This is a genomic window from Thermoleptolyngbya sichuanensis A183, from assembly GCF_013177315.1.
Taxonomy (GTDB): Bacteria; Cyanobacteriota; Cyanobacteriia; order Elainellales; family Elainellaceae; genus Thermoleptolyngbya; species Thermoleptolyngbya sichuanensis.
In genome coordinates, this window is sequence record NZ_CP053661.1 from 3785893 (window position 1) to 3811124 (window position 25232).

16 protein-coding genes and 1 pseudogene are annotated in these 25232 nt (G+C 55.5%); 11 read left to right on the forward strand and 6 right to left on the reverse strand.

Annotated features, from left to right (window positions below; translation table 11 throughout):
* The first annotated feature begins 526 nt into the window (after positions 1-526).
* Positions 527-1372 (forward strand): cyanophycinase, encoded by an 846-nt coding sequence (locus tag HPC62_RS15725; protein WP_371321940.1) that lies wholly within the window; start codon positions 527-529, stop codon positions 1370-1372.
* Between the two features lie 353 nt (positions 1373-1725).
* Complete coding sequence (gene cphA, locus HPC62_RS15730; protein ID WP_172357193.1) at positions 1726-4458, forward strand: cyanophycin synthetase; 2733 nt, start codon at positions 1726-1728, stop codon at positions 4456-4458.
* 7 nt (positions 4459-4465) lie between these two features.
* Here cphA and HPC62_RS15735 read toward each other — a convergent pair whose 3' ends face one another.
* The gene (locus HPC62_RS15735; protein ID WP_172357195.1) at positions 4466-4651 is read right to left on the reverse strand and encodes a hypothetical protein; all 186 of its coding nucleotides are present in this window, start codon (positions 4649-4651) and stop codon (positions 4466-4468) included.
* 273 nt (positions 4652-4924) lie between these two features.
* Here HPC62_RS15735 and HPC62_RS24205 point away from each other — a divergent pair, with 273 nt between their 5' ends.
* A complete protein-coding gene (locus HPC62_RS24205) occupies positions 4925-5557 on the forward strand; it encodes a CP12 domain-containing protein (RefSeq protein ID WP_172357197.1) in 633 nt (210 codons plus the stop codon).
* Between the two features lie 111 nt (positions 5558-5668).
* On the opposite strand, the gene HPC62_RS15745 is transcribed toward HPC62_RS24205, so the two are convergent.
* Both HPC62_RS15745 and HPC62_RS15750 read right to left on the reverse strand, forming a co-directional pair.
* The gene (locus HPC62_RS15745) at positions 5669-8890 is read right to left on the reverse strand and encodes a GAF domain-containing protein (RefSeq protein WP_205369675.1); all 3222 of its coding nucleotides are present in this window, start codon (positions 8888-8890) and stop codon (positions 5669-5671) included.
* Positions 8891-9160: 270 nt separating this feature from the next.
* Entirely contained in the window at positions 9161-12160 is a 3000-nt protein-coding gene (locus tag HPC62_RS15750; protein WP_172357199.1) for an ATP-binding protein, read from the reverse strand.
* A 661-nt stretch (positions 12161-12821) separates the two neighbouring features.
* On the opposite strand from HPC62_RS15750, the gene HPC62_RS15755 reads away from it, so the two are divergent.
* A complete protein-coding gene (locus tag HPC62_RS15755) occupies positions 12822-13220 on the forward strand; it encodes a hypothetical protein (RefSeq protein ID WP_172357201.1) in 399 nt (132 codons plus the stop codon).
* 290 nt (positions 13221-13510) lie between these two features.
* On the opposite strand, the gene HPC62_RS15760 is transcribed toward HPC62_RS15755, so the two are convergent.
* On the reverse strand, positions 13511-14395 hold the full coding sequence (locus HPC62_RS15760) for an SDR family oxidoreductase (RefSeq protein ID WP_172357203.1): 885 nt from the start codon (positions 14393-14395) through the stop codon (positions 13511-13513).
* Between the two features lie 630 nt (positions 14396-15025).
* Between HPC62_RS15760 and HPC62_RS15765 the strand changes: the two genes are divergently transcribed.
* The 6 genes from HPC62_RS15765 (at position 15026) to pstB (ending at position 21750) form a co-directional block, all read left to right on the forward strand.
* Positions 15026-16201, forward strand: coding sequence for a bifunctional sterol desaturase/short chain dehydrogenase (locus HPC62_RS15765; protein WP_172357205.1), 1176 nt, complete (start codon positions 15026-15028; stop codon positions 16199-16201).
* A gap of 443 nt (positions 16202-16644) precedes the next feature.
* Positions 16645-17214, forward strand: a complete 570-nt coding sequence (locus tag HPC62_RS15770; RefSeq protein ID WP_172357207.1) for a DUF4126 domain-containing protein — start codon at positions 16645-16647, stop codon at positions 17212-17214.
* 328 nt (positions 17215-17542) lie between these two features.
* Complete coding sequence (locus HPC62_RS15775) at positions 17543-18610, forward strand: PstS family phosphate ABC transporter substrate-binding protein (RefSeq protein ID WP_172357209.1); 1068 nt, start codon at positions 17543-17545, stop codon at positions 18608-18610.
* A gap of 398 nt (positions 18611-19008) precedes the next feature.
* Positions 19009-19944, forward strand: coding sequence for a phosphate ABC transporter permease subunit PstC (gene pstC, locus HPC62_RS15780; RefSeq protein ID WP_172357211.1), 936 nt, complete (start codon positions 19009-19011; stop codon positions 19942-19944).
* On the forward strand, positions 19941-20861 hold the full coding sequence (gene pstA / locus HPC62_RS15785) for a phosphate ABC transporter permease PstA (RefSeq protein WP_172357213.1): 921 nt from the start codon (positions 19941-19943) through the stop codon (positions 20859-20861). Before pstC ends, pstA begins: the two co-directional genes overlap by 4 nt.
* A gap of 88 nt (positions 20862-20949) precedes the next feature.
* On the forward strand, positions 20950-21750 hold the full coding sequence (gene pstB / locus HPC62_RS15790; RefSeq protein ID WP_172357215.1) for a phosphate ABC transporter ATP-binding protein PstB: 801 nt from the start codon (positions 20950-20952) through the stop codon (positions 21748-21750).
* 623 nt (positions 21751-22373) lie between these two features.
* On the opposite strand, the pseudogene HPC62_RS15795 reads toward pstB, so the two are convergent.
* Positions 22374-22838, reverse strand: a pseudogene (locus tag HPC62_RS15795) (NF041680 family putative transposase); the annotation flags it as partial.
* 84 nt (positions 22839-22922) lie between these two features.
* On the opposite strand from HPC62_RS15795, the gene HPC62_RS15800 reads away from it, so the two are divergent.
* Positions 22923-24236, forward strand: coding sequence for an NF041680 family putative transposase (locus tag HPC62_RS15800; protein WP_172353244.1), 1314 nt, complete (start codon positions 22923-22925; stop codon positions 24234-24236).
* Positions 24237-24275: 39 nt separating this feature from the next.
* Here HPC62_RS15800 and HPC62_RS15805 read toward each other — a convergent pair whose 3' ends face one another.
* Positions 24276-25211 carry a transposase gene (locus HPC62_RS15805; RefSeq protein WP_172357217.1) on the reverse strand — a complete coding sequence of 312 codons (936 nt, stop codon included), beginning with the start codon at positions 25209-25211 and terminating at the stop codon, positions 24276-24278.
* Positions 25212-25232: the final 21 nt, after the last annotated feature.

Consider the following 25232-nt stretch of genomic DNA (forward strand, 5'->3'; position numbering starts at 1 on the left):
TACGCTTAGACTCTAGACCTACTCCCATTAGATTTGCTGATTTAATCGCAATGTGCGACTTTGCCGATCTCCCTCACCCTAAATCCCTCTCCCAGAGAGGGAGAGGGACTTCAAGCCTCTCTTGCTCCCCTTCTCCCGACATGGGAGAAGGGGTTGGGGGATGAGGGCAAATTGGAAGTTGCACATCCCGTGATTTAACTTGTCGAATCTAAATTCTATTCGACTGAACTTTATCAGGATAAAGCAGAGTCGGCGATGTATGCGAGATTGCGCCTGCGAGATTGCGCTTGCGAGATTGCAAGCACCATCGCTCGTCTTTTGGCGATTTATCCGAGGGTTCATGCCTTGACCGCTGATTTCGCTGCATACTTGCTGCATATTTACTGCACGGTAGAAGATTTTCCTGCTGTTTTTCCCTGAGTCCCCACTCGCCAGCAACCTTCACTCTTGAGTAATGAGTAACACTCAACACGGGCTTGGCAAATTATTAGAACGGCTAGTGTCGCGCCGTCCGCTTTCAGAGCGGATGTTCCAATCTGATCCTACCCTCCAGCGTCAACGGATGCCCCAGTCTACAGAAACAGCGGTTATGGTCATCGGCGGTGCCGAAGACAAAGTCCACGGTCGTGAAATTCTCCGCACGTTTTTTCATCGATCTCGCGGTGCGGATGCGCGGATTGCCATCATTCCTTCGGCTTCGCGGGAGCCGGGGGTGATCGGCAGCCGCTACCGCGAGATTTTTGAAGACATGGGCGCAAAGGATATTGCCATTTTCGACATCCAAGATCGGGATCAGGGGAGCCATCCTGAATGGCAGGCGTTTCTGGAAGACTGTACGGGCGTGTTTATGACCGGGGGCGACCAGTTGCGGCTATGCGGGCTGCTGTCGGATACGCCCATCATGGAAAAGGTGAGAATTCGCGCTCAACTGGGCGAAATTACGCTGGCGGGCACGAGCGCTGGGGCAGCCGTAATGGGGCAGCACATGATTGCGGGTGGCGGTAGCGGGGAGCCGCCGAATCGGTCGCTGGTAGATCTAACGACCGGACTCAACATTATTCCTGAAGTGCTGGTGGATCAGCATTTTCACAATCGCAATCGGATGGCGCGGCTGATGAGTGCGATCGCCGCCTATCCCGAAAAGCTAGGCATTGGCATCGACGAGGATACCTGCGCCATGTTTCAGGGCAATGGCACCTTTGAGGTGATTGGCAAAGGCACGGTGACGGTGATCGACCCAGGTCAGATTTCCTTTACCAACCAGCCCGACGCGGGCACGGACGATCCCCTGAGCATCCACAATTTGCGGGTGCATATCCTTAGTCATGGCGATCGCTTTGATTTCTACAAGCGCGTCGTCTTGAATCGGTAGGAGATCGGTAGGAAATCGATAGGAGATTGATAGCCATCGGTGGCTGATGATTAGCTCATCGGGGTTCCGTTAGTGGCCTATCGGGGGCGATCGCCCGTCCTCAAGATTGCTCCCCGGGTTGATCTCCGGGTCTATCCCAATGAGTAACCCAATGAGTAATTACTCACAAAAATGTCCTGCGGTTCATTGCGTAGGGGACGAAAATGCGTCAGGATTCAGGCAACGGGGTGATGGCAGGCAGTTCCAAAACAAACCTAAAACTGTTTCAAACAATACAGTTTGTCATTGTTGTCCCGCTTGACACTAGACTATCGTGCTTCTAAAGCCGCACTCTATCCTGGAATCCCAGCGCTATGAAGATTCTCAAGACTCAGACGTTGCGAGGCCCCAACTACTGGAGCATTCGATACCCGAAGCTGGTGATCATCCGGCTCGACCTCGAAGACCTGAGCGATCGCCCGTCTAACGAAATCCCTGGATTTTACGACGGGTTGGTATCCCTCCTGCCCAGCTTGGTCGAACACTACTGCTCACCTGGCTGCCGGGGCGGGTTCCTCAGCCGCGTCCAGGAAGGCACCATGATGGGGCATATCGTGGAACACGTCGCGCTGGAATTGCAAACGCTGGCCGGGATGACCGTCGGCTTTGGGCGCACCCGCGAGACCTCGACTCCCGGTGTTTACCAAGTTGTGATTGAGTACAAAAACGAGCAGGCGGGTCGCTACGCAGCGCGGGCGGCGGTTCGCCTTTGCCAGAGCATCGTAGACACAGGTCGCTATCCCGTTGAAGAACTGGAGCAAGACCTGAACGACCTGCGAGAACTGGCGATGGAAGCGGCGCTCGGCCCCAGTACCGAGCATATCGTCGCCGCGGCCGAGGCGCGGGGGATTCCCTGGATGCCACTCAGCACGCGATCGCTCATCCAGCTTGGCTACGGCGAATATCAGAAACGTATCCAGGCCAGCCTCAGCAGCGGCACGGGCATTTTGGGCGTAGAGCTAGCCAGCGACAAGGAAGGGACGAAGCGGCTGCTGGCCGAAGCGGGTGTTCCGGTTCCTCGTGGCACCACGATTTACTACCTGGATGAACTGGAGCAAGCCATCGAAGACGTGGGCGGGTTCCCCATCGTCATCAAGCCGCTAGACGGCAACCATGGCCGCGGCATCACCATCGACATTAACTCAATGGCAGAAGCCGAGGAAGCCTACGATGCTGCCCAAGCTGCCTCAAAATCCCATGCAGTAATTGTCGAGCGCTTCTATCGCGGGCGCGATCACCGGATCTTGCTCGTCGGTGGCAAAGTGGTGGCAGTGGCAGAGCGCGTCCCTGCTCACGTCGTTGGCAACGGTCGCTCCACCATTGCTGAACTGGTGGACGAAACCAACCGCGACCCCCGCCGGGGGACAGGACACGACAACGTGTTGACCCAGATCGAGCTAGATCGCGCTGCCTTTCAAATGCTGGAGCGCCAGGGCTATGACCTGGATACAGTGCTGCCGATGGGGCAAGTGTGCTACTTGAAGGCGACCGCAAACCTTAGCACAGGCGGCATCGCCATCGATCGCACGGACGACATCCACCCTGAAAACCGCTGGATTGCCGAACGCGCCGCCAAAATCATCGGGCTGGACATTGCCGGATTGGACGTGGTAACCCCCGACATTTCTAAACCCATGCGCGAGGTGGATGGCGTAATTGTAGAAGTCAACGCCGCGCCGGGCCTGCGGATGCACTTCTCACCCAGCGAGGGTACGCCGCGCAACGTGGGCGAAGCCATCATCGACATGCTGTTTCCGCCCGGAACGCCCGGCCGTGTGCCCATTGTGGCGGTGACGGGCACCAATGGTAAAACCACCACCAATCGCCTGACCGCCCATATTTTCAAGCAAACGGGGCAAATCGTCGGCTACACTACCACCGACGGCATCTACATTGGCGACTATCTAGTGGAAAAGGGCGACACCACAGGGCCCCAAAGCGCCCAGGTGATTTTGCAAGATCCAACGGTGCAAGTCGCGGTGCTGGAAACGGCGCGGGGCGGGATTTTGCGCTCTGGGCTGGGCTTTAACCAGTGCGATGTGGGCGTGGTGCTGAATGTGGCGGCCGACCATTTGGGTATTGGCGATATCGATACGGTGGAGCAACTGGCACACCTTAAGAGCGTCGTGGCAGAAAGCGTCGGGGTGGGCGGCTATGCTGTGCTGAATGCGGATGACCCGCTGGTGGCGGCGATGGCTGGCCGCGTCAAGTCGCAGGTGGCCTACTTTGCCATGAACCCGGACAATCCCACGGTGCAAAACCACGTCGCTCAGGGTGGACTGGCGGCAATTTATGAAAACGGCTACCTGACGCTGGTGAAAGGCGACTGGGCGCTGCGGCTGATGGAGGCGGCCAGCGTGCCCCTGACGATGGGCGGCCGTGCGCCGTTTATGATTGCCAATGCGCTGGCGGCTTCGCTGGCGGCCTTTGCCCAGGGCGTTCCGGTCGAGGCCATTCGGCAGGGGCTTGCCACCTTCCAGGCCTCTGCCAGCCAGACTCCCGGCCGCATGAATCTGTTTAATCTGGGTGAGTTTCATGTCCTGTTGGACTATGCCCACAATCCCCACAGCTATGAGGCGCTGGGCGGCTTTGTGCGGAACTGGAACGGGGAGCGGATCGGGGTGATTGGCGGACCGGGCGATCGCCGCGATGAGGACTTCATTACCCTCGGTCGGCTCTCGGCTGCCATTTTCGACCGGATTTACATCAAAGAAGACAACGACACCCGTGGACGAGCGCGGGGCAGCGCAGCTGCGTTTATCGAAGAAGGTATTCGGCAAATCCAGCCAGATCTGAAATATGACGTGATTCTGGACGAAACCGAAGCCATTAATACGGCGCTGGATCAGGCCCCCAAGGATGCGCTAGTGGTGATTCTGCCGGAGAGCGTTAGCCGTGCCATGAGCCTGATCGATGCCCGCCGACCCATTTCGGAGGCGACCACGCTCCAGCCCACCCCCGAAGCCCCACCAGAGCCGCCAAGGTTGGAAGACAATCCCTTCGAGACGGGCTTTGAAGAGTTTGTGCCCTCTGTGGCAGAGGGATAGGCTGGGGTTAGGATTCAGCGCTGCTTGAGCCAGTCTGCTTGAGCCAGTCTTCTTCCCGCTTAAACGTGGTAGACCCCAACAGTTCCCAATTGCGTCGCTGCAATCGCCAGGTTACATTTCTCAGGGTTGCCATGCTCCCTGGTGCCAGTTTAAGCTGACTAATCGGTTTGACGACGGGATTGGCGATCGTCATTGGGTTTCCCTCCGCCTTCTGAAAGTGCTGCTTAGAAATGCTGCAAAAAATGCCACTTTAATGCCGCTTAATGCCGCCTTGAAGCTGCTCTTTGGATGAGTATAGGGTTCGAGCCTTTTGAGAATCGTGTTAAGCAGTCAGAGGCAAACTGTGTGAGGATAGTGCTGGCTCAACTTGCAGGCTGAGATTTGGGTATTTAAGCAATCGTTGGTAGCATTTGGCAATAATTGGCAACATTTAGGTTTCTCTAGGGTTTCTCATCAGGAAAGAATTATGTTGAAAGCGTCTGAGGTAATGTCCAAAGAAGTAGCGACCATTCGCGGCTCAGCCACGGTCTATGAAGCCGTCAAGCTGATGAAGGAAAAGGCGACCCGGACGCTGATTGTGGAACTGCGCCACAGCCAGGATGCCTATGGCATTGTGACTGAAACGGACGTGGTGTACAAAGTCGTCGCCTACGGCCTCGACCCAGCGCGGGTGCGCGTGTTTGAAATTATGACCAAGCCCTGCATCGTGGTGAATCCTGATCTGGGTGTGGAATATGTTGCGCGGCTATTTGCCAATACGGGCATTCACAGCGCTCCGGTGATTCAGGGCGGGCTGCTGGGGCTGATTACGCTGAACGACATCCTGACCAAGGGCGACTTTGTGGAACAGCCCAAGGCCGTGCTGCTGGAAAACCAACTGCAAGAGGCGATCGCCCATGCCCGACAGGTCTGCGCCGCCAAAGGCATCGACTCGCCAGACTGCGCTGCGGCGTGGGACATTGTGGAAGAATTGCGAGCCGAAGCCGCCCACCAAAAAGCCAATCGCACCTACGGCGATATCACAGGCGGCAAGTCTGCCTTTGAGCAATACTGCGAAGAGAACCCCGACGCACCCGAAGCGCGAATGTATGATTCGTAATTGGAATTCGTACGGACTTACGCACTTGCGATAAGTTTGCTGGGTTTTGGACGATTTCTCGCGGGCTGTGCCCGCGAGAAATCGTCCAACTGCGTGAGTCCTACCAAAATCTCAGATCAGCGGGATCCGAATGATAAACGTTGTGCCCTTGCCCACTTCCGATTCGCATTCCAGACTGCCGCCGTGACGCTGCACGACAATCTGGTAGCTGATGGACAGCCCTAGCCCTGTGCCTTTGCCAACGGGCTTGGTGGTAAAGAACGGATCAAACAGGCGATCGCGCGTTTCGGCAGAGATGCCCGGGCCGTTGTCGGCAATGCGAATGACAACGCAGCCAGTTGGCTCTGGCGACTGAGAGGGTGCGGGTTCGGCGGGCGGTGCGAGGGCGATCGCGGGCTGCGGCACAAACTCGGTCGAGATGGTAATCCGGCGTGGCGGGGGGCACTCTTCTAGCGCGTCGATCGCGTTCACCAGAATGTTCATAAACACCTGGTTTAACTGACCCGCATAGCATTCCACTTTGGGCAGCGATCCGTATTCTTTTTCAACGTCAATTCCTGTTCCTTCGGCGTGATTTTTTAGGCGATTTTGCAGGATCAACAGCGTGCTGTCAATGCCTTCGTGAATATCCACGGGCTTTTTCTCTGCTTCGTCGAGCCGAGAAAAGTTTCGCAGCGACAGCACAATCTGACGAATCCGGTCTGCGCCAATTTTCATCGAGGTCATCAGCTTGGGCAGATCGTCGGCAATAAAGTCTAGGTCGATCGACTGGAGCGCCTGAGCCACCTCATCCGGCGGATCGGGGATGTGATTTTGATACAGATTCAACAGATGCAGCAGGTCTTTGGTGTAGTTGTTGGCGTGAACCAAATTGCCATTGATGAAATTCACCGGATTGTTGATTTCGTGGGCAATGCCCGCCACCATCTGCCCCAGGCTGGACATTTTTTCGGACTGGATCAGGTGCGCCTGGGTCTGCTGGAGGTGCTGCAATGTCTGGCTGAGCTGGGCGGCTTGGGCTTCGGCGGCGATCGCCGCTTCTCGGCTGTGGGCATACAACTCCGCTTGGTCAATGGCGATCGCCACCTGGTCGGCAACGGCTTGCAGCAGTTCCACCTCGCTGTCTGTCCAGGCGCGGGGGCTGCTGTGGTAGCAGGCGATCGCCCCCAACTTGTGCGATCGCGTCTCTAGGGGCATCAGCAGATGAGCCACCGCATCGGCCCGGTTCAGCACCTCTAGCAAGCCCGGTTCCACCGCTCCGGGCCGCCCGTCGGCAATCCGCACCATTTCCAGATTCAGCACCTTTTCACCCAGCACCCGCCCCGGCCCCAGCGGATAGTCGCCCAGCAGGCTGAGCAGCGCCGGATTGCGGGCTTCGTGAGTAATCTCCAGCCGCGTTGCCTCCAGCGTCGAGCGACACCAGAGAAACTGGCAGCGATCCACTTGGAGCAGCGACCACACCTCACTCACCGTTGTTTCCAAGATCGCCTCCAGATCCAGCGACGCGCGAATCTGGCTGGCCAGGCGAAACAGCAGCGCCTCCCGCCGACTCAGCAACTCCTCTCGCGCCAGCGTCCGGTCGATGGCAACGGCGAGACTGTTGGAAATCCAGCCCAGGGTTTTATGCACCGTTTGGGCAAAGGGCAGATGGCTAAACAGCGCCATGACCCCGATTAAGCGATCCTCTGTGACCAGCGGGTAAGCCGCAAAGCCAACTATGCGCTCTTGCTCCAGCCAGTCTTTGGAGCCGATACACATATCATTTAGCACGTTGTCGGTGAGGTAGGGCTGCCGCGTTTGGGCAGCGTAGCCAATCACCGAAATGCCAATGGGAATGCGGTTTTGAAACTCCTTGGGGCAAGAGTAACCGCCTGTGCTGGCTTGTAGCTCTAGCAGCCGCGTTTCGGGATTAAGCGTCCACACGTAGGCCGAGTGCGCGTCGAGATACTGCACGAGTTGGGCCGTGCAGCGCTTCAGGATGTCAATAACAGTGCCGCCCTGGGATAGGGTTACGCCGACGGCCGCGCCCAGTTCCGCCAAGTGCGATCGCGCTTTGAGTTCCTGCTCTGCTTCTTTGCGCTCCGTGATGTCCGTTCGCAGGGCGATATAACGCTGAGGCTTGCCTGTCTCATCGAGAATCGGCACGATGGTCGTATCCACCCAGTAGAGGATATTGTTCTTAGCCCGGTTGCAAATTTCGCCGCGCCACACATTGCCAGAGGATATGGTCTGCCACATATCCCGGAAAAACTCCCGCGAGTGATAGCCAGAGCTAATCAGCCGATGATCTTGCCCGATTAGCTCCTCGCGAGAATACCAGGAGATTTCGCAGAATTTATCGTTGGCGTAGAGGATCTTGCCCTGAGGGTCGGTAACGGCGGCGATGGAGTGCTGATTTAGCGCGAAGGCCAGGTCAGAAAGCAAGTCGTACTGCGGCGGTTTGGGATCGAGCGGCGCATCTGCCGAAACTTCGCTGGCAGTGGCGCACAAGAGCTGGCGGTCTTGCAGCGGCCCAATGCGCCACTGGAGCCGATGATAGCTGCCGTCGCGGTGGCGGCATCGGTTTTGAAAGGTGACTTTCTTCCCTTTGGCGACGACTTTTTGAATGTGGTTGAGGGTGATTTCCCAGTCGTCGGGATGGATAAATTCTAGGAACGGCTTGGCCATGAGTTCTGCTGCGGTATAGCCCAGCAGCTTGCGCCAGGCGGGGTTGAGCCGCTTGAGGTAGCCGTCTGCGCCCATCACGCAGGCCAGATGGGCCGATAGGGAAAACAGCAGCTTTTGCTCGGTTTCGGCGGCGTGGTGCTGGGCAATCGCCTCTGTCAGAGCCGCCGTGCGCCGCCGTAGCTCAAGTTGAGCAATGACCTGTCGCGCCAGCAGCCGCAAGCCGTCCATCAGCCCTTCCGATGGATTTCCCGGCTCCCAGCCCATCACCGCCAGTACGCCCAGCGCCGCCCCCGCCGGACTCAGCAGCGGCACGCCAGCATAGAAACGTACCGCAGGCGTACCCACGGTGATCGGCTCAAATACAAACCGCTCATCCTGCTGCAAGTCTATCACCAGCAGACCGTCTTCGGCGGCCAGCGTGCTGTCCAGGCACACCAGCGGATGGCAGGGCGTGTTTTCGGGCCAGCCCGTCAGCGCCTTCAGCCAATAGCGGTCTTCGCCTGCCAGCGCCGAACTGTCGCCTCGCAAAAAGGCGATCAGCCCCACCGACACGCCTCCTAACTGCGCTGCCAACCGCGCCAGCCCATCAAACCCCTCTTCGGGCGTGCTGTCTAAAATGTTGTACTGACGCAGCACATCGAGCGTAGCAAAGTCGGGAACTGGCATAGTTGTGGCACGGAAAGCAAGAGAAATGAGGGGCGGATAGGCGACGGGCTGCGAACCTGTGAAGCGACGGAAAACTTTTGACTCAGCTCAGTACTAGACTCATACACTTGCGATCAGTTTTCTGGACTTTGGATGGTTTCTTGCGGGCGTGACCCGTAAGAAGTCCTCCCACTGCATAAGTGCCCCATATTTTCTAAAATACCAGCGCCAGAAGAGGGGACAAAGCCCCCAATCGCTCATCTTTCCTAGAGTTCCCTTACCTCTGGAAGACTATACAGTGGATTGGGGGGCTGCCTGGTGGGGCGGAGCAACGGGCAGCACGACGGTGAAACAGGTTTGTCGGGCGGCACTGGCGACCTGAATGCTGCCACCCAGATGTTCTGTCATTTTTTGCACCAAAGCCAGCCCCAGCCCTGTGCCCCCTTGTTTCCAGCGGTCGATGCCAGGGACGCGATAGAACTTCTCAAAAATATGGTCTAGCGCCTCGGTGGGGATTTCCACACCAGAGTTGCAGACACGCAGCACAAAAAAGCCTGAATTAGACGAGTAAAGAGAGGCGAAATTTTGCGCTGAGGCGAGATTTGGGGCAGCAGCGAAGGGCTTGAGGGCAAACGGGCGATCGCCCCCGGTCGCTTTGGCTATCGTTTCAGTCGTCGTTTCAGCCGTCGTTTCAGTCATCACAGCAGTTTCGCAGTCAAACGGGCCGACAGCGCAAGCAGCCACCCGAATTTTTTCACCGGGCGGTGTGTATTTGCAGGCATTGTTGAGCAGTTCTGTCAAAATGCGCTCCAGGCAGGCTGGGTCGGACGTGATGACGGGCAGCTTGTCGGAAATTTCAATCTGCAAAGTCTGCTGGCGGTTGCGGATGCGCTCCTGAAACGACTCGACAATGTGCAGCACCCAGTCCTGGAGGGAGATGGGTTCCAGCTCAAGGGCCTGTGTCCCGGAGGCGAGGCGCTGTAAATCGAGCAGGTCGTTGATTAAATTAGCCTCACGTTCGCACTCCGCTTCTAAAATCTTTAGATATTGCTCGCGCCGCTCGTTGTGCTGCGACAGTTTCAGCATATTGATCGCCATTTTAATATTGGTAATCGGGGTTCGCAGTTCGTGAGAGACGGTGCTGAGAAAATCGTCCTTGAGCAGGTTCAAGTCTTCCAGTGCCTTGAGCTGAATTTGGGCCGCTTCATATAGCCGCGCCTGCCGCAGGGCGATCGCACACTGGCTGGCCACCTGCTGCACCAGCCGCACCTCTGGCTCCTCAAAGCATTCGCCCTGCGGCTTAAATAGCCATAGATCCCCCAACACGCCCTGATCGTCCCAAATTGGATGGGCCAGCACCGTCATCATGCAGGCAGTGGGGCGGACTGGATGGGGCAGCGCGGCGCAAAACTGGCAGGATTCTCCCCGCAGCAGCAAACCATGAACCTCAGAAAACTCGTTGGGAATGGCAAAGCTCGTGCCCAGCGCCGACGGCAGGGCAACTGTATATTCGTACTGAATTGTCGAATACTTCTGGTCGGCACTGTAGAGCGCTGCATCACAACAGAGGAGGTTTAGCTCTTGCCCCAGCGCCTGCACCGCCGTCTGCAAAATCTGTGACTCGTCCAGGCTGTCGCGCACGCTGTCGGTAATGCGCCTGACCAATGCTTCGTAGCTCAGCGCCTGCTGAATCGCGCCAAACTGCTGGGTCAGCGTTTTGCCCATCGTTCTAAAGTTTTTGACCAGAAACGCGAGTTCGGTGATCTGGCTGTCGGGCCAGTCGATGGGCTGCCCAGCCAGCAGCTTGTCGGGTAGATTGGTCGTTACCTGGGCAAGCCGGGACAGGGGGCGCACCATCCGCTGGCTCACCAGCGCCGACACCAGCAGCGCCAGCAGCGCGATCGCCAGCAGCAGCGCCAAATTTCGAGAGTAGATGCTCTGGATATTTCGCATATCCGGCTGGGCAGAAGCCATGACTTCCAGCGTCCAGGGCAGGCCTACATCCACAGGCACTTCCTGCACAAAGGAGGAGTTGATCCAGCGCACCATGATGGGCCGGTGTTTGTCGGGAAATAGCTGGTAGAAATGCTCATCCAGTTGCTCAATGCTGCTATTCTCCGGCAGTTGCAGCAGCGAACCGGGTGGGCGATCGCCCTGCGTACTTAACACCACTACCTGCCGCCGCCCAATGAGCGTGAGATCCAAATCCTGGTCGCCAGCGCTCTGTCGCAGCAGGGACTCGACTCGATCGAGCGTCAGTTCACTGGTGATTAGTCCTTCAACCTGCCCATCCCGTACAATGGGAAAATTCCAGATGACATAGGGCGGCGAACCAGACACCACATCCGACAGAATCGGCTGGAGTGTCTGTCGAGCCAGGGCTGCATAGGGGCTTAGTGGGGCGATCGCCGCGTCGAATGCTTTACCAAACGGCTCATCAAACGCTTCATCAGACCGATTGCTCGATCGCGATCTGTTGTGGCTGGAAACCAGCAGCCGCCCCTCCCGATTCCACACCTGCACTTGGCGCAGATCAGGCAGCAGCCGTTGGGTCGATTCGAGATGGTGCTGCAAATGCTCCAGATCCGTCTTGTGATACTGCACGACTTGCAGCGCTAGTTCGTTCGCCGACCGCAGATTTTCCTGATGCCACGACCGCAGCGCTGCCACGGCATAGCCCGATACCCGACTGAGATCGGCCCGGGCTTCGGCCCGAATATTGTCCACCACATCGCGGCTGGCAAGCACAATCAGCAGCAGCGTCGGAAAAAAGACAAACGCCACCAGCAGGTTAAACAAGGTTTGCTGAACAGCGAGAGAGTTGATGGCGCTGGGTCGATTTAGCCAGCGGTGGATGGGCAAATAGGTCATCAATAGGCTGGCAACCAGCGCATTGAAGATGCCATTCACAGGCTGCTTGAGCAAAATGATTTGCACCTGGAAGGGGTCGGCCTGCAACACGCCCGCATAGAAAAACCAGCCCAGGGGAACCCCGATCAGCAGCCAGAAGAGTCCATCCAGCAGCACGATGTTTGGACGGTTTGTGGGGCGATCGCCATAAAACAAAACACCCACAAACAGCGCCTCCAGCGTAAAAACCACGCCCGCGTAGAAATGTCCCCACAGAAAGTAGGTACAAACACCACTCAGCGCCCCTGCCAACACGCCCCACCGAACCCCATAAAACCCCACCACCAGCCACACGGCAATGGAGCCAAAAATCAGGTCAATGTTAAAAAACAGGTTCCATCGCGCCAGATTGCCCAGATAGCTAGCGACAAGCAAAATCAACAGACCCAGAAGACTTCTGCGCCGGAGAGGGAAACCAGTGAGTTGCCTCAGTTGACGCTTTAGCCCCATATCATCTGCCCTGTCCAATAGGCTTTACAGCATCTACCCCCGCCACTCAGCATTTCTTTGCAGTTCGCTCTTTGGGGAATGTGCGAGCGCCAGCATAAAGCATCAAAGCCTATGAAATGGTGTGTTACGGCTACGGCCTAACAGCACCCTGCGATGCGCCTATAGTGTGCTTAGAGTGCGCCTAGAGTGCGATGTATTATCGCCTACGCACTAATCGCCTCAGCACTAATCGCCTACGCAGTGAATCTGCGATCGCACGCTGCTGTTTCTATATAACCCCAGGTGGCTTGCGGAATCTGCATTTACAAGTGGGTCTGTTTCAAAAGTTGATTTTTAGGCCAGGTTTTTCAATGCTAGGACTTACGCAGTTGGACGATTTCTCACGGGCTGTGCCCGTGAGAAATCGTCCAAAACCTGGAAAATTTCATTTCAAGTGCGTAAGTCCTAAATGCATTAATGTAGTCCAGAAACAACCCAGGATTCGGAAATCTCTCCTGGGAAATTCGAGCTTTCCATCTGGGCTTGGTATGATCCGCATTATCACAATAAAGGAGTGGATTCGCAGAAATCCCGATTGTTTAGGGAGACAGCCATGAATCAAAACGGCTATGGGGGGGTGCGGTTTACCCTGTCAGGACTGGGGTTTTGGATAACCTTGCTGGCGATCGCCTGGCTGCTGGGCATGGTGGGGCTGGGCTGGCTGGTGAAGTCTTTTATCGTGCTGATTGGGCTGCTGATTCTAACGCCCGTGATTGCCTTTTTTGCCTTTCGCTGGTGGCTCAGCCGCAACCTAGTAGAAGCCCCCTGCCCCGTCTGCGACACTCGCTCCGCAGGCATCAACGGCACCCAACTCCGCTGCCCCAACTGCGGCGAGGCGCTGCGGGTCGAAAAAGGCGCATTCTATCGCCTCACGCCACCGGGCACGATTGATATACAGGCCGTGGAGATCGAGGCTCGCCCCATTGAAGAAGCAAAGGATGAGACGGGCTAGACGTGCTCGATGGCTGCCGTTTTTGCATGGCTGCCGTTTTTGCAAATTGCAGGAACAGCGCAGCAGCTTGATAAGTTGCTAGGCAGTGTCTTAAGACTTTCTAGGTCGTTGATTGCCCTGAGTCAATCCCCCTAAATCCCCGCGCTTACGCGCCGCTTCGCTAGAAAAAAGGGGGACTTCCGGAGTAGCTCGGCTCGGTTCCCCGTTAAGGGGGGCTAGAGGGGATCGACGGGTTTTAAAACACGCCCTACGCTGCTTAATCCCAAGCGCTAAACCCTAAGCGCTAAACCCTAAGCGCTGAGATATCGCCGTACAAAAGTTTCCACCGTTTCTAGCTGAATGCCATAGGCAGACTCAAGCTTCTCCACCTCAGCAGGCGTGGTGTAAAACTCATTGGCTAGCAGCGTGCGGAAGGTGCCCAGCGATGCTTTTAGCTCTGGATTCACCAGACCAATTGCCGCCCGCAGCCCGTCGATTGCCAGCAGCGGCGGGTTGATCAAAATCGGCTCCTTTTTGAAGATGCGGGCAAAGATATTGGGAATTTCGCCGCGCTCCAGGATTTCCGGGCCGCCTGCATTGAAAGTCTGCCTGTGGGCGGCGGGTGTGGTGGCCGAGGCGATCGCCAGTTTGGCCAGATCATCAGTGCTAATAATAGAGGTGCGCGTTTTGGGGTCACCAATCAGCAGATACACGCCGCTCTTGCGAAACTGTTCCGCTAGAGGTAAGAGATTAGACGCAAAGCCAGACGGCCGCAGAATTGTGTAGTTCAGCCCGCTGGCTTGCAGATATTTCTCTACTGCTGCCTTTGCTTTGAACACGGGCGCGTCTTCGTAGTTGCGGTCGGCCCCCATGACGGAAATGAAGGTGAAATGCTGCACGCCAGTTGCCTTCGCCTGGTCGATCAGGTCGATGTTGGCCCGATAGTCGAGCGCCTGGGCCCCGCCACTGGCTTCGTTCGAGCCGTGGGCGCTGATGATATACTGCACACCCTGGAGCGCTTTTTGCAGATCGCGTTCCTGGGTCAGATCTCCGATGAAGATTTCTGCGCCGCGCTTTTCCAGTTCACCGTAGCGGGACGTTAGCCGCACAAATGCCCGAACGGGTCGCTCTTGCTCGCGCAGTTGCCGAACGATTCGCTTGCCCAGTCCGCCCGTTGCCCCAGTTACCAAAAACATATCGCCTGTCCTGAATCCTGAACTCTACCTAAACTCTGTACGCTTGCCAGCGCTCTTCCCTGCGCTCTGTGGCTGCTGTGTCCACACAACTTTTCTATGCTTGAGCAGCGCTGCTTTGATCCCCCCTAGCCCCCCTTGAGTAAGGGAGGAACTGAACTCAAGCGGCGCTGCTTTGATCCTCCCTAGCCCCCCCTTGAGTAAGGGGGGGAACCGAAGGAACCCGAAGCAGGGAGAGATGGATCGGAAGTCCCCCTTGACAAGGGGGATTTAGGGGGATCTTCAAGGGGGATTTAGGGGGATCTTTCAGATCCTTACGCAAAAAACCGACGAGATGTGTGTCCACAGCAGGCACTCTCTTGAAGCGTGATCGCACTGAGGTCCCCCTTGACAAGGGGGATTTAGGGGGATCTTTCAGATCCTTACGCAAAAAATCGACGAGATGTGTGTCCACAGCAGGCACTCTCTTGAAGCGCGATCGCACTTCTGAAACGATGTCACATTACGTTACACTGACTATGATTTCCACAATACCGCAGCAATCAGAGATCGGGCATTGCCCCTGCGTTAGACCTCTGATGCGCCGTCTTTTTAACCTTTTGGTTCTGATTATTTCTATTTGATTATTTCTAAATGATTACCCCCGGCGGTCTTCTCAGCTTTACTTTGTGGGCAGCAGCCTCCGTTGTGCTGGCCGAACTGGTGCGCGATGGCTACCACATTGCGGGACACTATTGGCAACCGCTCCAGCGCAGCCACAACCTGCACCACAAGGCCTATCGCCGCGACCTCAGCATCGTCAGCCTGGAAGCCTATAAACAGGCGCAACTTTATAATGATGTACCAGAGGCGATCGCCATGCTGGGGGCAGGGGTAATGCTGTTGGCGCTGACTCGGAACCTAGCGCTGGTGGCGGGCTGTCTCTACTCGCTGGGTTTTTTGATCACGGCATACGCGCGATCGCGCGGCTGGCTGTTGGCTACCGATCTGACGCACAAACCCGGCGATTTGGACACCATCCCCTCGCAGTGGACGGTGAACCGAACGTACCACTGGCGGCATCATTTTGACCAGGGAAACGCTTATTATTGCGGGTACTTTACCATCGTGGATAAACTACTGGGCACGGCGCTTTCGCTAAGGGGCAAAACGGTCGCAGTGACGGGCGCATCGGGGACGCTGGGGCGGGCGCTGATTGCCCAGTTGCAAAAGCAGGGCGCAAAGCCCGTCGCCATCACCACTTGCGAGGGTGCTGACTTTGGCGATCGCGTCGAGGTGCTGTCCTGGTGTGCGGGCCGCGAGTTTGAGTTAGAGGAACGGCTGCAAACGGTGGATATTTTGATCATCAACCACGGAATCAACGTGCATGGCGATCGCACGCCCGAAGCCATCCAAAAATCCTTTCAGGTCAACACGTTTTCAGCGTGGAATCTGGCGGAAATCTTCCTCAGCACCGTGCAAAAGTCAGAACACCGGGCCCTGAAGGAACTCTGGATCAACACCTCCGAAGCAGAGGTCAGCCCTGCCCTCAGCCCGCTGTATGAACTGTCGAAGCGGACTTTGGGCGACCTGATCACGCTGCGGCGGCTAGATGCACCCTGCGTCGTTCGCAAACTCATCCTTGGCCCGTTCAAGAGCAACCTCAATCCCATCGGTGTCATGGATGCGAACTGGGTGGCTGGGGCGATCGTGGCGCTGGCCAAGCGCGATTTCCGCGACATTATCGTGACGATTAACCCGCTGACCTATATCGCGTTTCCGATCAAAGAATTGGGGCGATCGCTCTATTTTCGCCTCTTTTCTCGATAAGCTCAGCACATCCCAAATAGAGATGGCCCCTGAGTAATAGAGATGGCCCCTGAGTAATTAGGAGTCATGAGTGTTTGCCCTCGCCGCAGAAGAGTCTGGATGCGGCCAGATCTGTCGCGCCTAGCTGGAAATCATCTAAAATACTTTGGAAAAATCAAGTTAGAAAAATCCAGTGATCCAGACTGGTTTTTGACTGGTTTTAAGACGGGATGTGCAACTTTGCCGATCCCCCTCACCCTCAATCCCTCCCCCAGAGCGGGAGAGGGACTTCAAGCCTCTCTCGCTCCCCTTCTCCTGACTTGGGCGAAGGGGTTGGGGGATGAGGGCAGATTGAAAGTTGCACATTGCGTTTCCAAGATAAGGCTGAAACAATTCGCTTTTTAGAAAAATTAACTTTACTCAACGCTCTTTAAAAGCTCCCTGGTTCAGGGCTGGAGGACTCTTTGGAAACTTTGATTAGCTTGCTAGCAGGCGTTAGCCTTAGCGCGGCCACCGGGTTTCGGCTATTTGTCCCATTCTTGGTCATGAGTATTGCCACTGCTACCGGGCACATGACACCCGCTCAGGGCTTTGAGTGGATCGGCTCTCCAGCCGCCATCACGGCCTTTGCAGTAGCCACTGGGGTAGAGATTGCGGGCTACTACATCCCTTGGGTAGACGAAATTCTGGATCTAATCACCACGCCTGCCGCCCTTGTCGCCGGAGCCGTGCTGACGGCCTCTACCCTGGTCGATATCAGCCCCTTTCTCCAGTGGACGCTGGCCATTATCGCCGGAGCCGGAGCCGCCGGACTCACCAAGGGCATGACCGACGTGGCCCGCCTCACGTCTACTGCCACCACGGGCGGTATCGCCAACCCGGCCCTTTCCACGATGGAGCTATTCACGTCGTCTGTCATTTCAGTGATGGCAATCCTGATTCCACTGCTCACCGGAATTGTCATCCTGGGTCTTCTGTGCTTTGCAGCCTATAAAGTGTGGCGTTTCTTTGGTCGTCGCCGCCGCTTCCGATAGAGGGCAACACTCTGGCAACATTTAGCGCTCAGTAAAGAAGCAATCAGGAGAGATTGGAAGCCTGATGGCGATTTCGTGACCTATCGCAAGAAGACTTTAGGAAGTTTTCTCAATGCAATTTAGGTGGACGTGGCTGGGGCCTCGAAACGTCCATGCTGTAAGGGATTTATCGAGAGGCGATCGCCACCATCAGACCGCATCCGTCTTCTTTACAGGGATTTTCAGTCATCTGGGATACACTTTTTCGGGCAAACTTAACCTCTTCTTTACGATGAAACTGTAGAATGCCAACGTTTGACAGAAACAAACCCTACAGGAATCTCTGGATATGGCATTTAATCTTCGTTCCAAGCGTTCTGCCACTCTGGCCGCTCTGACGGCCGCTTCTTTGGCACTCGCAGTTGCCTGTGGCGGCACCACCACAACGGGCGGCGGCACCACCACTGCCGAAAGTCCCGCAGCAGGTGGCGGCACTTCTGATTTGACGGGCAGCGTGCTGGTTGATGGCTCCAGCACCGTCTTCCCCATCTCCGAAGCGATGGCAGAAGAATTCATGAAAGCAAACCCCGGCGTTCGCGTCACGGTCGGCGTGTCTGGCACGGGCGGCGGCTTCAAGAAGTTCTGCGCGGGTGAAACTGACATCTCCAACGCTTCCCGCCCGATCAAAGCAGAAGAAATTGAGCTCTGCAAGCAAAACGGCATCGAATACATCGAAGTGCCCATCGCCTATGACGGTCTCTCGGTGGTGATCAATCCCAGCAACGAGTTCGCTACCTGCTTGACTGTGGACGATCTAAAGAAAATGTGGGAACCCGCTGCTCAGGGCACCATCCGCAACTGGAACCAGATTCGCCCTGATTTCCCCGATCTTCCTCTTGGTCTTTATGGCCCCGGCACCGACTCAGGCACCTATGACTACTTCACTGCTGCCATCGTCGGCGAAGAAGGCGAAAGCCGGGGTGACTTCACCGCCAGTGAAGACGACAACGTGATTGTGCAGGGTGTAGCTTCTGATCCGGGCGGATTAGGCTTCTTTGGCTTTGCCTACTACGAAGAAAACAGGGACAGACTGAAGCTGGTTGAAATTGACAACGGCAACGGTTGCGTTGCGCCCAGCGCAGAAACCATCGCTGATGGCACCTATACGCCACTGTCTCGTCCTGAGTTCTTCTACATCAAGACCACTTCTCTGGACAATCCTGCTGTGGCGGCCTTTGCCCGTTTCCAGATCGACCCGGCCAACGCCAACCTCATTTCTGAAGTAGGCTACGTGCCCCTGCCGGCCGAGATTGAGGATTTGGCTGAAGCACGGATCGAGCAGCGCAAGACTGGCAGTGTGTTTGGCGGCAGCCCTGCTGTAGGTCTCAAGCTAGTTGACCTACTGAAGAAGGAATAGGTCATATTTGCTTGATCTTGTTGGATTGGGGTAGCGCTTAGAGTTCTAAGTAGCTACCCCAGCCATCCGCAGGTTTCTTACCCTGCGACGTAGTTTAGGGAACCTCGAAAAAGTAAGGGGCCTTATTAGAATATCTCGATATGCAGCATTTCCTGATGTGGTGAGGTACACGTCACTTTGGAAGACAAAGGTTTTGTAGCTCCCTGCGTGATTTGCCGAATAATGCTGTGTGTAATTGAATTGCGCGACAAAGCAGTTAACCAAGGTACCTTTCGAGGTATTTAGCTTGTAGTTTTGCATTAAGCAATTACTTGAGGTGTCCCTGACTATTTATTAGCAGTTGTCGGCGTATCTGTTTTTTGATTGGTGTCCTTTGTTCTCTTTACAGGCTATCTGGCATGAATAGCGGCTTACCCAGCGAACAATCATCCGGGCTTTGGCAGCCAAATCGCCAGCTCAGCAAAAGAACCGAAGGTATTGTGAAGTCTATCTTTGGTGCTTTTGCGCTGATTTCTGTGGTGACGACTTTTGGTATTGTTCTAACCCTTATTTTTGAAACTTTCGAGTTTTTCCAGGAGGTTCCACTTTGGCGGTTTTTGACCGATCGCCAATGGACTCCTCTATTTTCTAATGCTCAGTACGGCATTTGGGTGCTGATTAGCGCCACGCTGCTAACGACAGGAATTGCGATCTTGGTAGCACTGCCCTTGGGGCTGCTGGCGGCGATTTATTTAAGTGAGTATGCCAATCCTAAGATTCGGAAGTGGCTGAAGCCCGCGCTTGAGATTCTAGCGGGTGTGCCTAGCGTGGTGTTTGGTTATTTTGCGCTGCTCACGGTGACCCCGTTTTTACAACGATTTATTCCCGGGCTACAGGGCTTTAACGCACTCAGTGCAGGTCTGATTCTGGGCGTTTCGATTATTCCCCTGGTTGCCTCGCTGAGCGAAGACGCGATTTATTCGGTGCCGGATAGCCTGCGTCAGGGGGCCTACGCGATTGGCGCGACCAAGCGCGAGACGATTACGTCGGTCGTGGTTCCGGCAGCGCTGTCGGGCATTGTGGCATCGTTCATTTTGGCGGTGTCCCGCGCTATTGGTGAAACGATGATCGTGTCGCTGGCAGCCGGACAAAACCCGACGCTGGGCTTCAACCCACTAGTACCTGTGATGACGATGACGGCGTTTATCGTGCAGGTCAGTTTGGGAGATACGCCTGCGGGATCGCTGGCTTATAAGTCTATTTTTGCGGTTGGGATGACCTTGTTCCTGATGACCCTAGCGCTCAACATTCTTAGCTTCTGGGTCGTCCGTCGTTTCCGGGAGAAGTACGAATGACAGTTCAAAATCCTCAGATTTCGGGCGACTTTTCGCCAGCGCAAGAGAGCCAGTTCAGGCCCGCAATGGCACAGCGCTATCGCTGGGACAGGGTCTTTAGGCTTGCGACCTTGATCGCTATCATAATTTCGCTGCTGGTTCTAGCGATTTTGCTGATTGATGTGCTGACAGATGGTCTGCCCCGCCTGAATTGGCAGTTTCTTACTAGCTTTCCCTCGCGTCGTGCAGAGGAGGCAGGTCTGCTATCGGCGCTGGTGGGGTCGATTTACCTGCTGTTTATTGTTGCGCTCTTTTCTTTTCCGATTGGCATCGGTGCAGGCATCTTTTTGGAAGAGTTTGTCTCGGATGGCTGGCTTGCAAACTTCATCGAGATTAATATCTCCAACCTTGCGGGTGTGCCTTCGATTATTTACGGGCTGTTGGGTCTGGCGGCGTTTGTGCGCTTGATGGAGCCGATTACGGGCGGACGCAGTTTGTTGTCAGGCGGGCTGACGCTGGCGCTGTTGGTGCTGCCGGTGATCATTGTGTCCACTCGTGAGGCGCTGAGGACGGTGCCCGATAGCCTCCGGTTGGCGGGCTTTGCGCTGGGGGCGACGCGCTGGCAGGTGGTGCGGGATCAGATTTTGCCTCTGGCGTTTCCGGGGATTTTGACAGGAACAATTTTGGCGCTATCTCGTGCGATTGGCGAAACGGCAGCGCTAATTACGATTGGGGCGCTGACGTTTATTTCGTTCTTGCCGGAGTCCTGGAAAGATCCGTTTACGGCGCTGCCGATTCAGATCTACAACTGGGTGTCTCGCCCTCAGAGGCCGTTTCATATCAACGCAGCAGCCGGGATTATCGTGCTGATGGTTCTATTGCTGCTGATGAACTCTGTTGCGATTTATCTGCGAAATAGGTTCCAGCGCAAGTTTTAGGTTCTTGGGATGGGGGCGATCGCCAAGTTGCTATTGCCCCAACGGTCGTTCTCTAACTGCTGCATTTGTTATTTGAGGTAGGTTATTCATGCAAGTGAGTTCTTCTGTCGATACGGGCACTGCCTTTAGGGTCGAAAAAACGTCCTATTTCTACGGCCCTGTGATGGCTGTGAAGGATGTATACATGGACGTTCCTGACCGCAAGATTACGGCGTTTATTGGTCCGTCGGGTTGCGGCAAAAGCACAGTTTTGCGCTGCTTTAATCGCTTGAATGACCTGATTCCGGGGGCCCACATTGAGGGCAAGATCACCTATCACGGTGTGGATATCTACGACCCCAGCGTTGACCCGATTGAACTGCGTCGTCGGATTGGGATGGTGTTCCAGAAGCCCAACCCCTTCCCGAAGTCGATTTACGAAAATATCGCCTTCGGGGCCCGGATCAATGGCTACAAAGGGGACATGGATACGCTGGTGGAGCGCTCTCTGCGGTCGGCGGCGCTGTGGGATGAGGTGAAGGACAAGCTGAAGGAAAGCGGCCTGTCGCTGTCGGGTGGACAGCAGCAGCGGCTTTGCATTGCGCGGGCGATCGCCATCGAGCCAGAAGTGCTGCTGATGGACGAACCCTGTTCGGCGCTGGACCCGATTTCGACGCTGCGGGTTGAGGAACTGATGCAAGAATTGAAGCAGGACTACACGATTATCATCGTGACGCACAACATGCAGCAGGCTTCTCGCGTGTCGGATATGACGGCCTTCTTTAACGCGCAGGCCACTGAAAAGGGCGGCAAGATGGGCTACCTGGTGGAATATGCACCGACTCAGCAAATCTTCAACAACCCCCAGCAGGTTGCCACGCAGGACTACGTGAGCGGTCGTTTCGGCTAGGGCGCGGGCTTTAAACCCGTTGATTCCCCCTTAGCCCCCCTTAAAGGCGATCCTCCCTAGCCCCCCTTAAAAAGGGGGGAACCGAGCCGAACCACTCCGGAAGTCCCCCTTAGTAAGGGGGATTTAGGGGGATCGACTCAATGCAATCAACGGCCTAGAAGATTTTAAGACACTCCCTAGGTCTTACTGGACGACTTCAGTCCTCACGGTTCGGTTTCGCCGCTGTATTTCTCACGGCATTTCTCACGGCATTTCTCGGATTTACAGTTCTCAGGTTTGCCTTCAAAGCGCCTCTGGATGCGAACTTTGCACTCAGGGGCATTTTGCATAATTGATTCCAGCAAGATTCACGGCTGCGTCGAGCTTTCATCCTGTTTGCATCCTGCTAGTGTGCTCCAAAGAGCATTTAGCTTTGGATCGTCTGTGTCATCCGGCATCCTGTTTTGATGACTCGACCTGGGCGATCGCCCATCTTTTTGCGTCTTTTTACTATTCGTCTAACTGGTCAAACTTTAGTTTGAACTAACTGGCATCACAATAATGCTCAACAGGATGCCATAAAGAATCTGCTCAACCGTTCATAACAGTTGAACTTAAGGAATTGGATACAATCCTGCTCGCAGTTAAGCTGCTGTTGCAACCGGACTGTTCAGGGATTGTTCGGATGTCTTGCGTTTCGAGGCTCGTTTTTTGACCATCGGATAGCAGGGACGAGGAGTTGGCTTGTGCCCCTTGCCTCGTCCTGGCGATTTACCACGAGGTTTAGGCGCAGGAGCAGGGGTGCCAATCGCTGCCAAAATGCCTGCAAACGCTTGTGCGACCCGACCCGGAGTCAACGTTTCTTGCGGTGCCTGCCAGGGCAAGGGGTGGTCAGTACAGTCCTTTCGCGCTAACCACAACTGCCAACTGAGCAACGGCATCAGGCTGCTCCACTGTTCGGTTGCCGATACAGAACTGAACTGGGGATGTGTCCAATATAGCCTCTGCTTGGCAAAGCGATACCAGTGTTCAATGGCAAAGCGACGGAGGTAGTGCAACCACAGGGTTTCTAACGGAGGCATCTGCTCACCCAGCCAAACTAACTTTAGTTTGGACTAATGGTGAAGAGGAAGGCAGTCAATGAGAAGCACCGACTGCCGTAAGGTCAATGAAGTACAACCAACATTGACCCCATGATTTTCAACGAACTTCAGCAATTTCGCCAAACGTTGTATGCCAGCTTGGGAAACGCCAGAGATGCCCTGTTTGATCTGATGGATGCCGTGTTAGTGAGTGCGTGCATCGTGTCGTTTGTGAGGCTATCGCAGAGTCCTGTCTTTCGTCGCCAGTGGTCGAGCACCTATGAAGCGTTGCGCGATAGCCGCCTACCCCGATCAAAGGTGCTGAAGCTGTTGGTGCAGCAGATACCGACTCAGCAGCAACCGTTGTTGGCAGGTGATGCGAGTCGGTGGAACCGTCCTGCTGCCAGGCGTTTGAAAGACCGCACCTTATCAGGCAGAACAGGACATGCCCCGATAGCCGGACAAAACTACAGTACCTTAGCCTGGATTGCTGAAGACAGGGGCAGTTGGGCATTACCATTGCGGCATGAGCGCATCACCAGCTTTGAAACACCCGCCAGTAAAGCGGCATTCCAACTCAAACAAGTGACTCGGCAGTTAGCGGTGCGTCCGTTGGCGATCTACGACCGAGGGTACGGCAATGCCAGTTTTGTCAACCAAACGGCAGGGATTGAGGCAGACTTGCTGCTGCGGGTTACATCCAATCGATGTGTCTATGGCGCGCCCCCAGCGTATCGAGGGCGAGGCGCACCTGCCAAGCATGGACATAAGATGAAACTCAATGACCCTGACACTTGGAGTGTCCCGGTCGAAACCGTTGAAGTCGATGATCCCAACTGGGGACGAGTGCGGGTCAGTCGTTGGAGTGCATACCATTTCCGCAAATCCCCCAAACGGGCAATGGAAGTGTTGCGCGTGGAGGTGCTGGAGACACAGAGCAGCACGCGACGCTTGGCTCCTTTGTGGTTAGTTTGGCTGGGTGAGCAGATGCCTCCGTTAGAAACCCTGTGGTTGCACTACCTCCGTCGCTTTGCCATTGAACACTGGTATCGCTTTGCCAAGCAGAGGCTATATTGGACACATCCCCAGTTCAGTTCTGTATCGGCAACCGAACAGTGGAGCAGCCTGATGCCGTTGCTCAGTTGGCAGTTGTGGTTAGCGCGAAAGGACTGTACTGACCACCCCTTGCCCTGGCAGGCACCGCAAGAAACGTTGACTCCGGGTCGGGTCGCACAAGCGTTTGCAGGCATTTTGGCAGCGATTGGCACCCCTGCTCCTGCGCCTAAACCTCGTGGTAAATCGCCAGGACGAGGCAAGGGGCACAAGCCAACTCCTCGTCCCTGCTATCCGATGGTCAAAAAACGAGCCTCGAAACGCAAGACATCCGAACAATCCCTGAACAGTCCGGTTGCAACAGCAGCTTAACTGCGAGCAGGATTGTATCCAATTCCTTAAGTTCAACTGTTATGAACGGTTGAGCAGATTCTTTATGGCATCCTGTTGAGCATTATTGTGATGCCAGTTAGTCCAAACTAAAGAAACTAACCACAAAGGAGCCAAGCGTCGCGTGCTGCTCTGTGTCTCCAGCACCTCCACGCACAACACTTCCATTGCCCGTTTGGGGGATTTGCGGAAATGGTATGCACTCCAACGACTGACCCGCACTCGTCCCCAGTTGGGATCATCGACTTCAACGGTTTCGACCGGGACACTCCAAGTGTCAGGGTCATTGAGTTTCATCTTATGTCCATGCTTGGCAGGTGCGCCTCGCCCTCGATACGCTGGGGGCGCGCCATAGACACATCGATTGGATGTAACCCGCAGCAGCAAGTCTGCCTCAATCCCTGCCGTTTGGTTGACAAAACTGGCATTGCCGTACCCTCGGTCGTAGATCGCCAACGGACGCACCGCTAACTGCCGAGTCACTTGTTTGAGTTGGAATGCCGCTTTACTGGCGGGTGTTTCAAAGCTGGTGATGCGCTCATGCCGCAATGGTAATGCCCAACTGCCCCTGTCTTCAGCAATCCAGGCTAAGGTACTGTAGTTTTGTCCGGCTATCGGGGCATGTCCTGTTCTGCCTGATAAGGTGCGGTCTTTCAAACGCCTGGCAGCAGGACGGTTCCACCGACTCGCATCACCTGCCAACAACGGTTGCTGCTGAGTCGGTATCTGCTGCACCAACAGCTTCAGCACCTTTGATCGGGGTAGGCGGCTATCGCGCAACGCTTCATAGGTGCTCGACCACTGGCGACGAAAGACAGGACTCTGCGATAGCCTCACAAACGACACGATGCACGCACTCACTAACACGGCATCCATCAGATCAAACAGGGCATCTCTGGCGTTTCCCAAGCTGGCATACAACGTTTGGCGAAATTGCTGAAGTTCGTTGAAAATCATGGGGTCAATGTTGGTTGTACT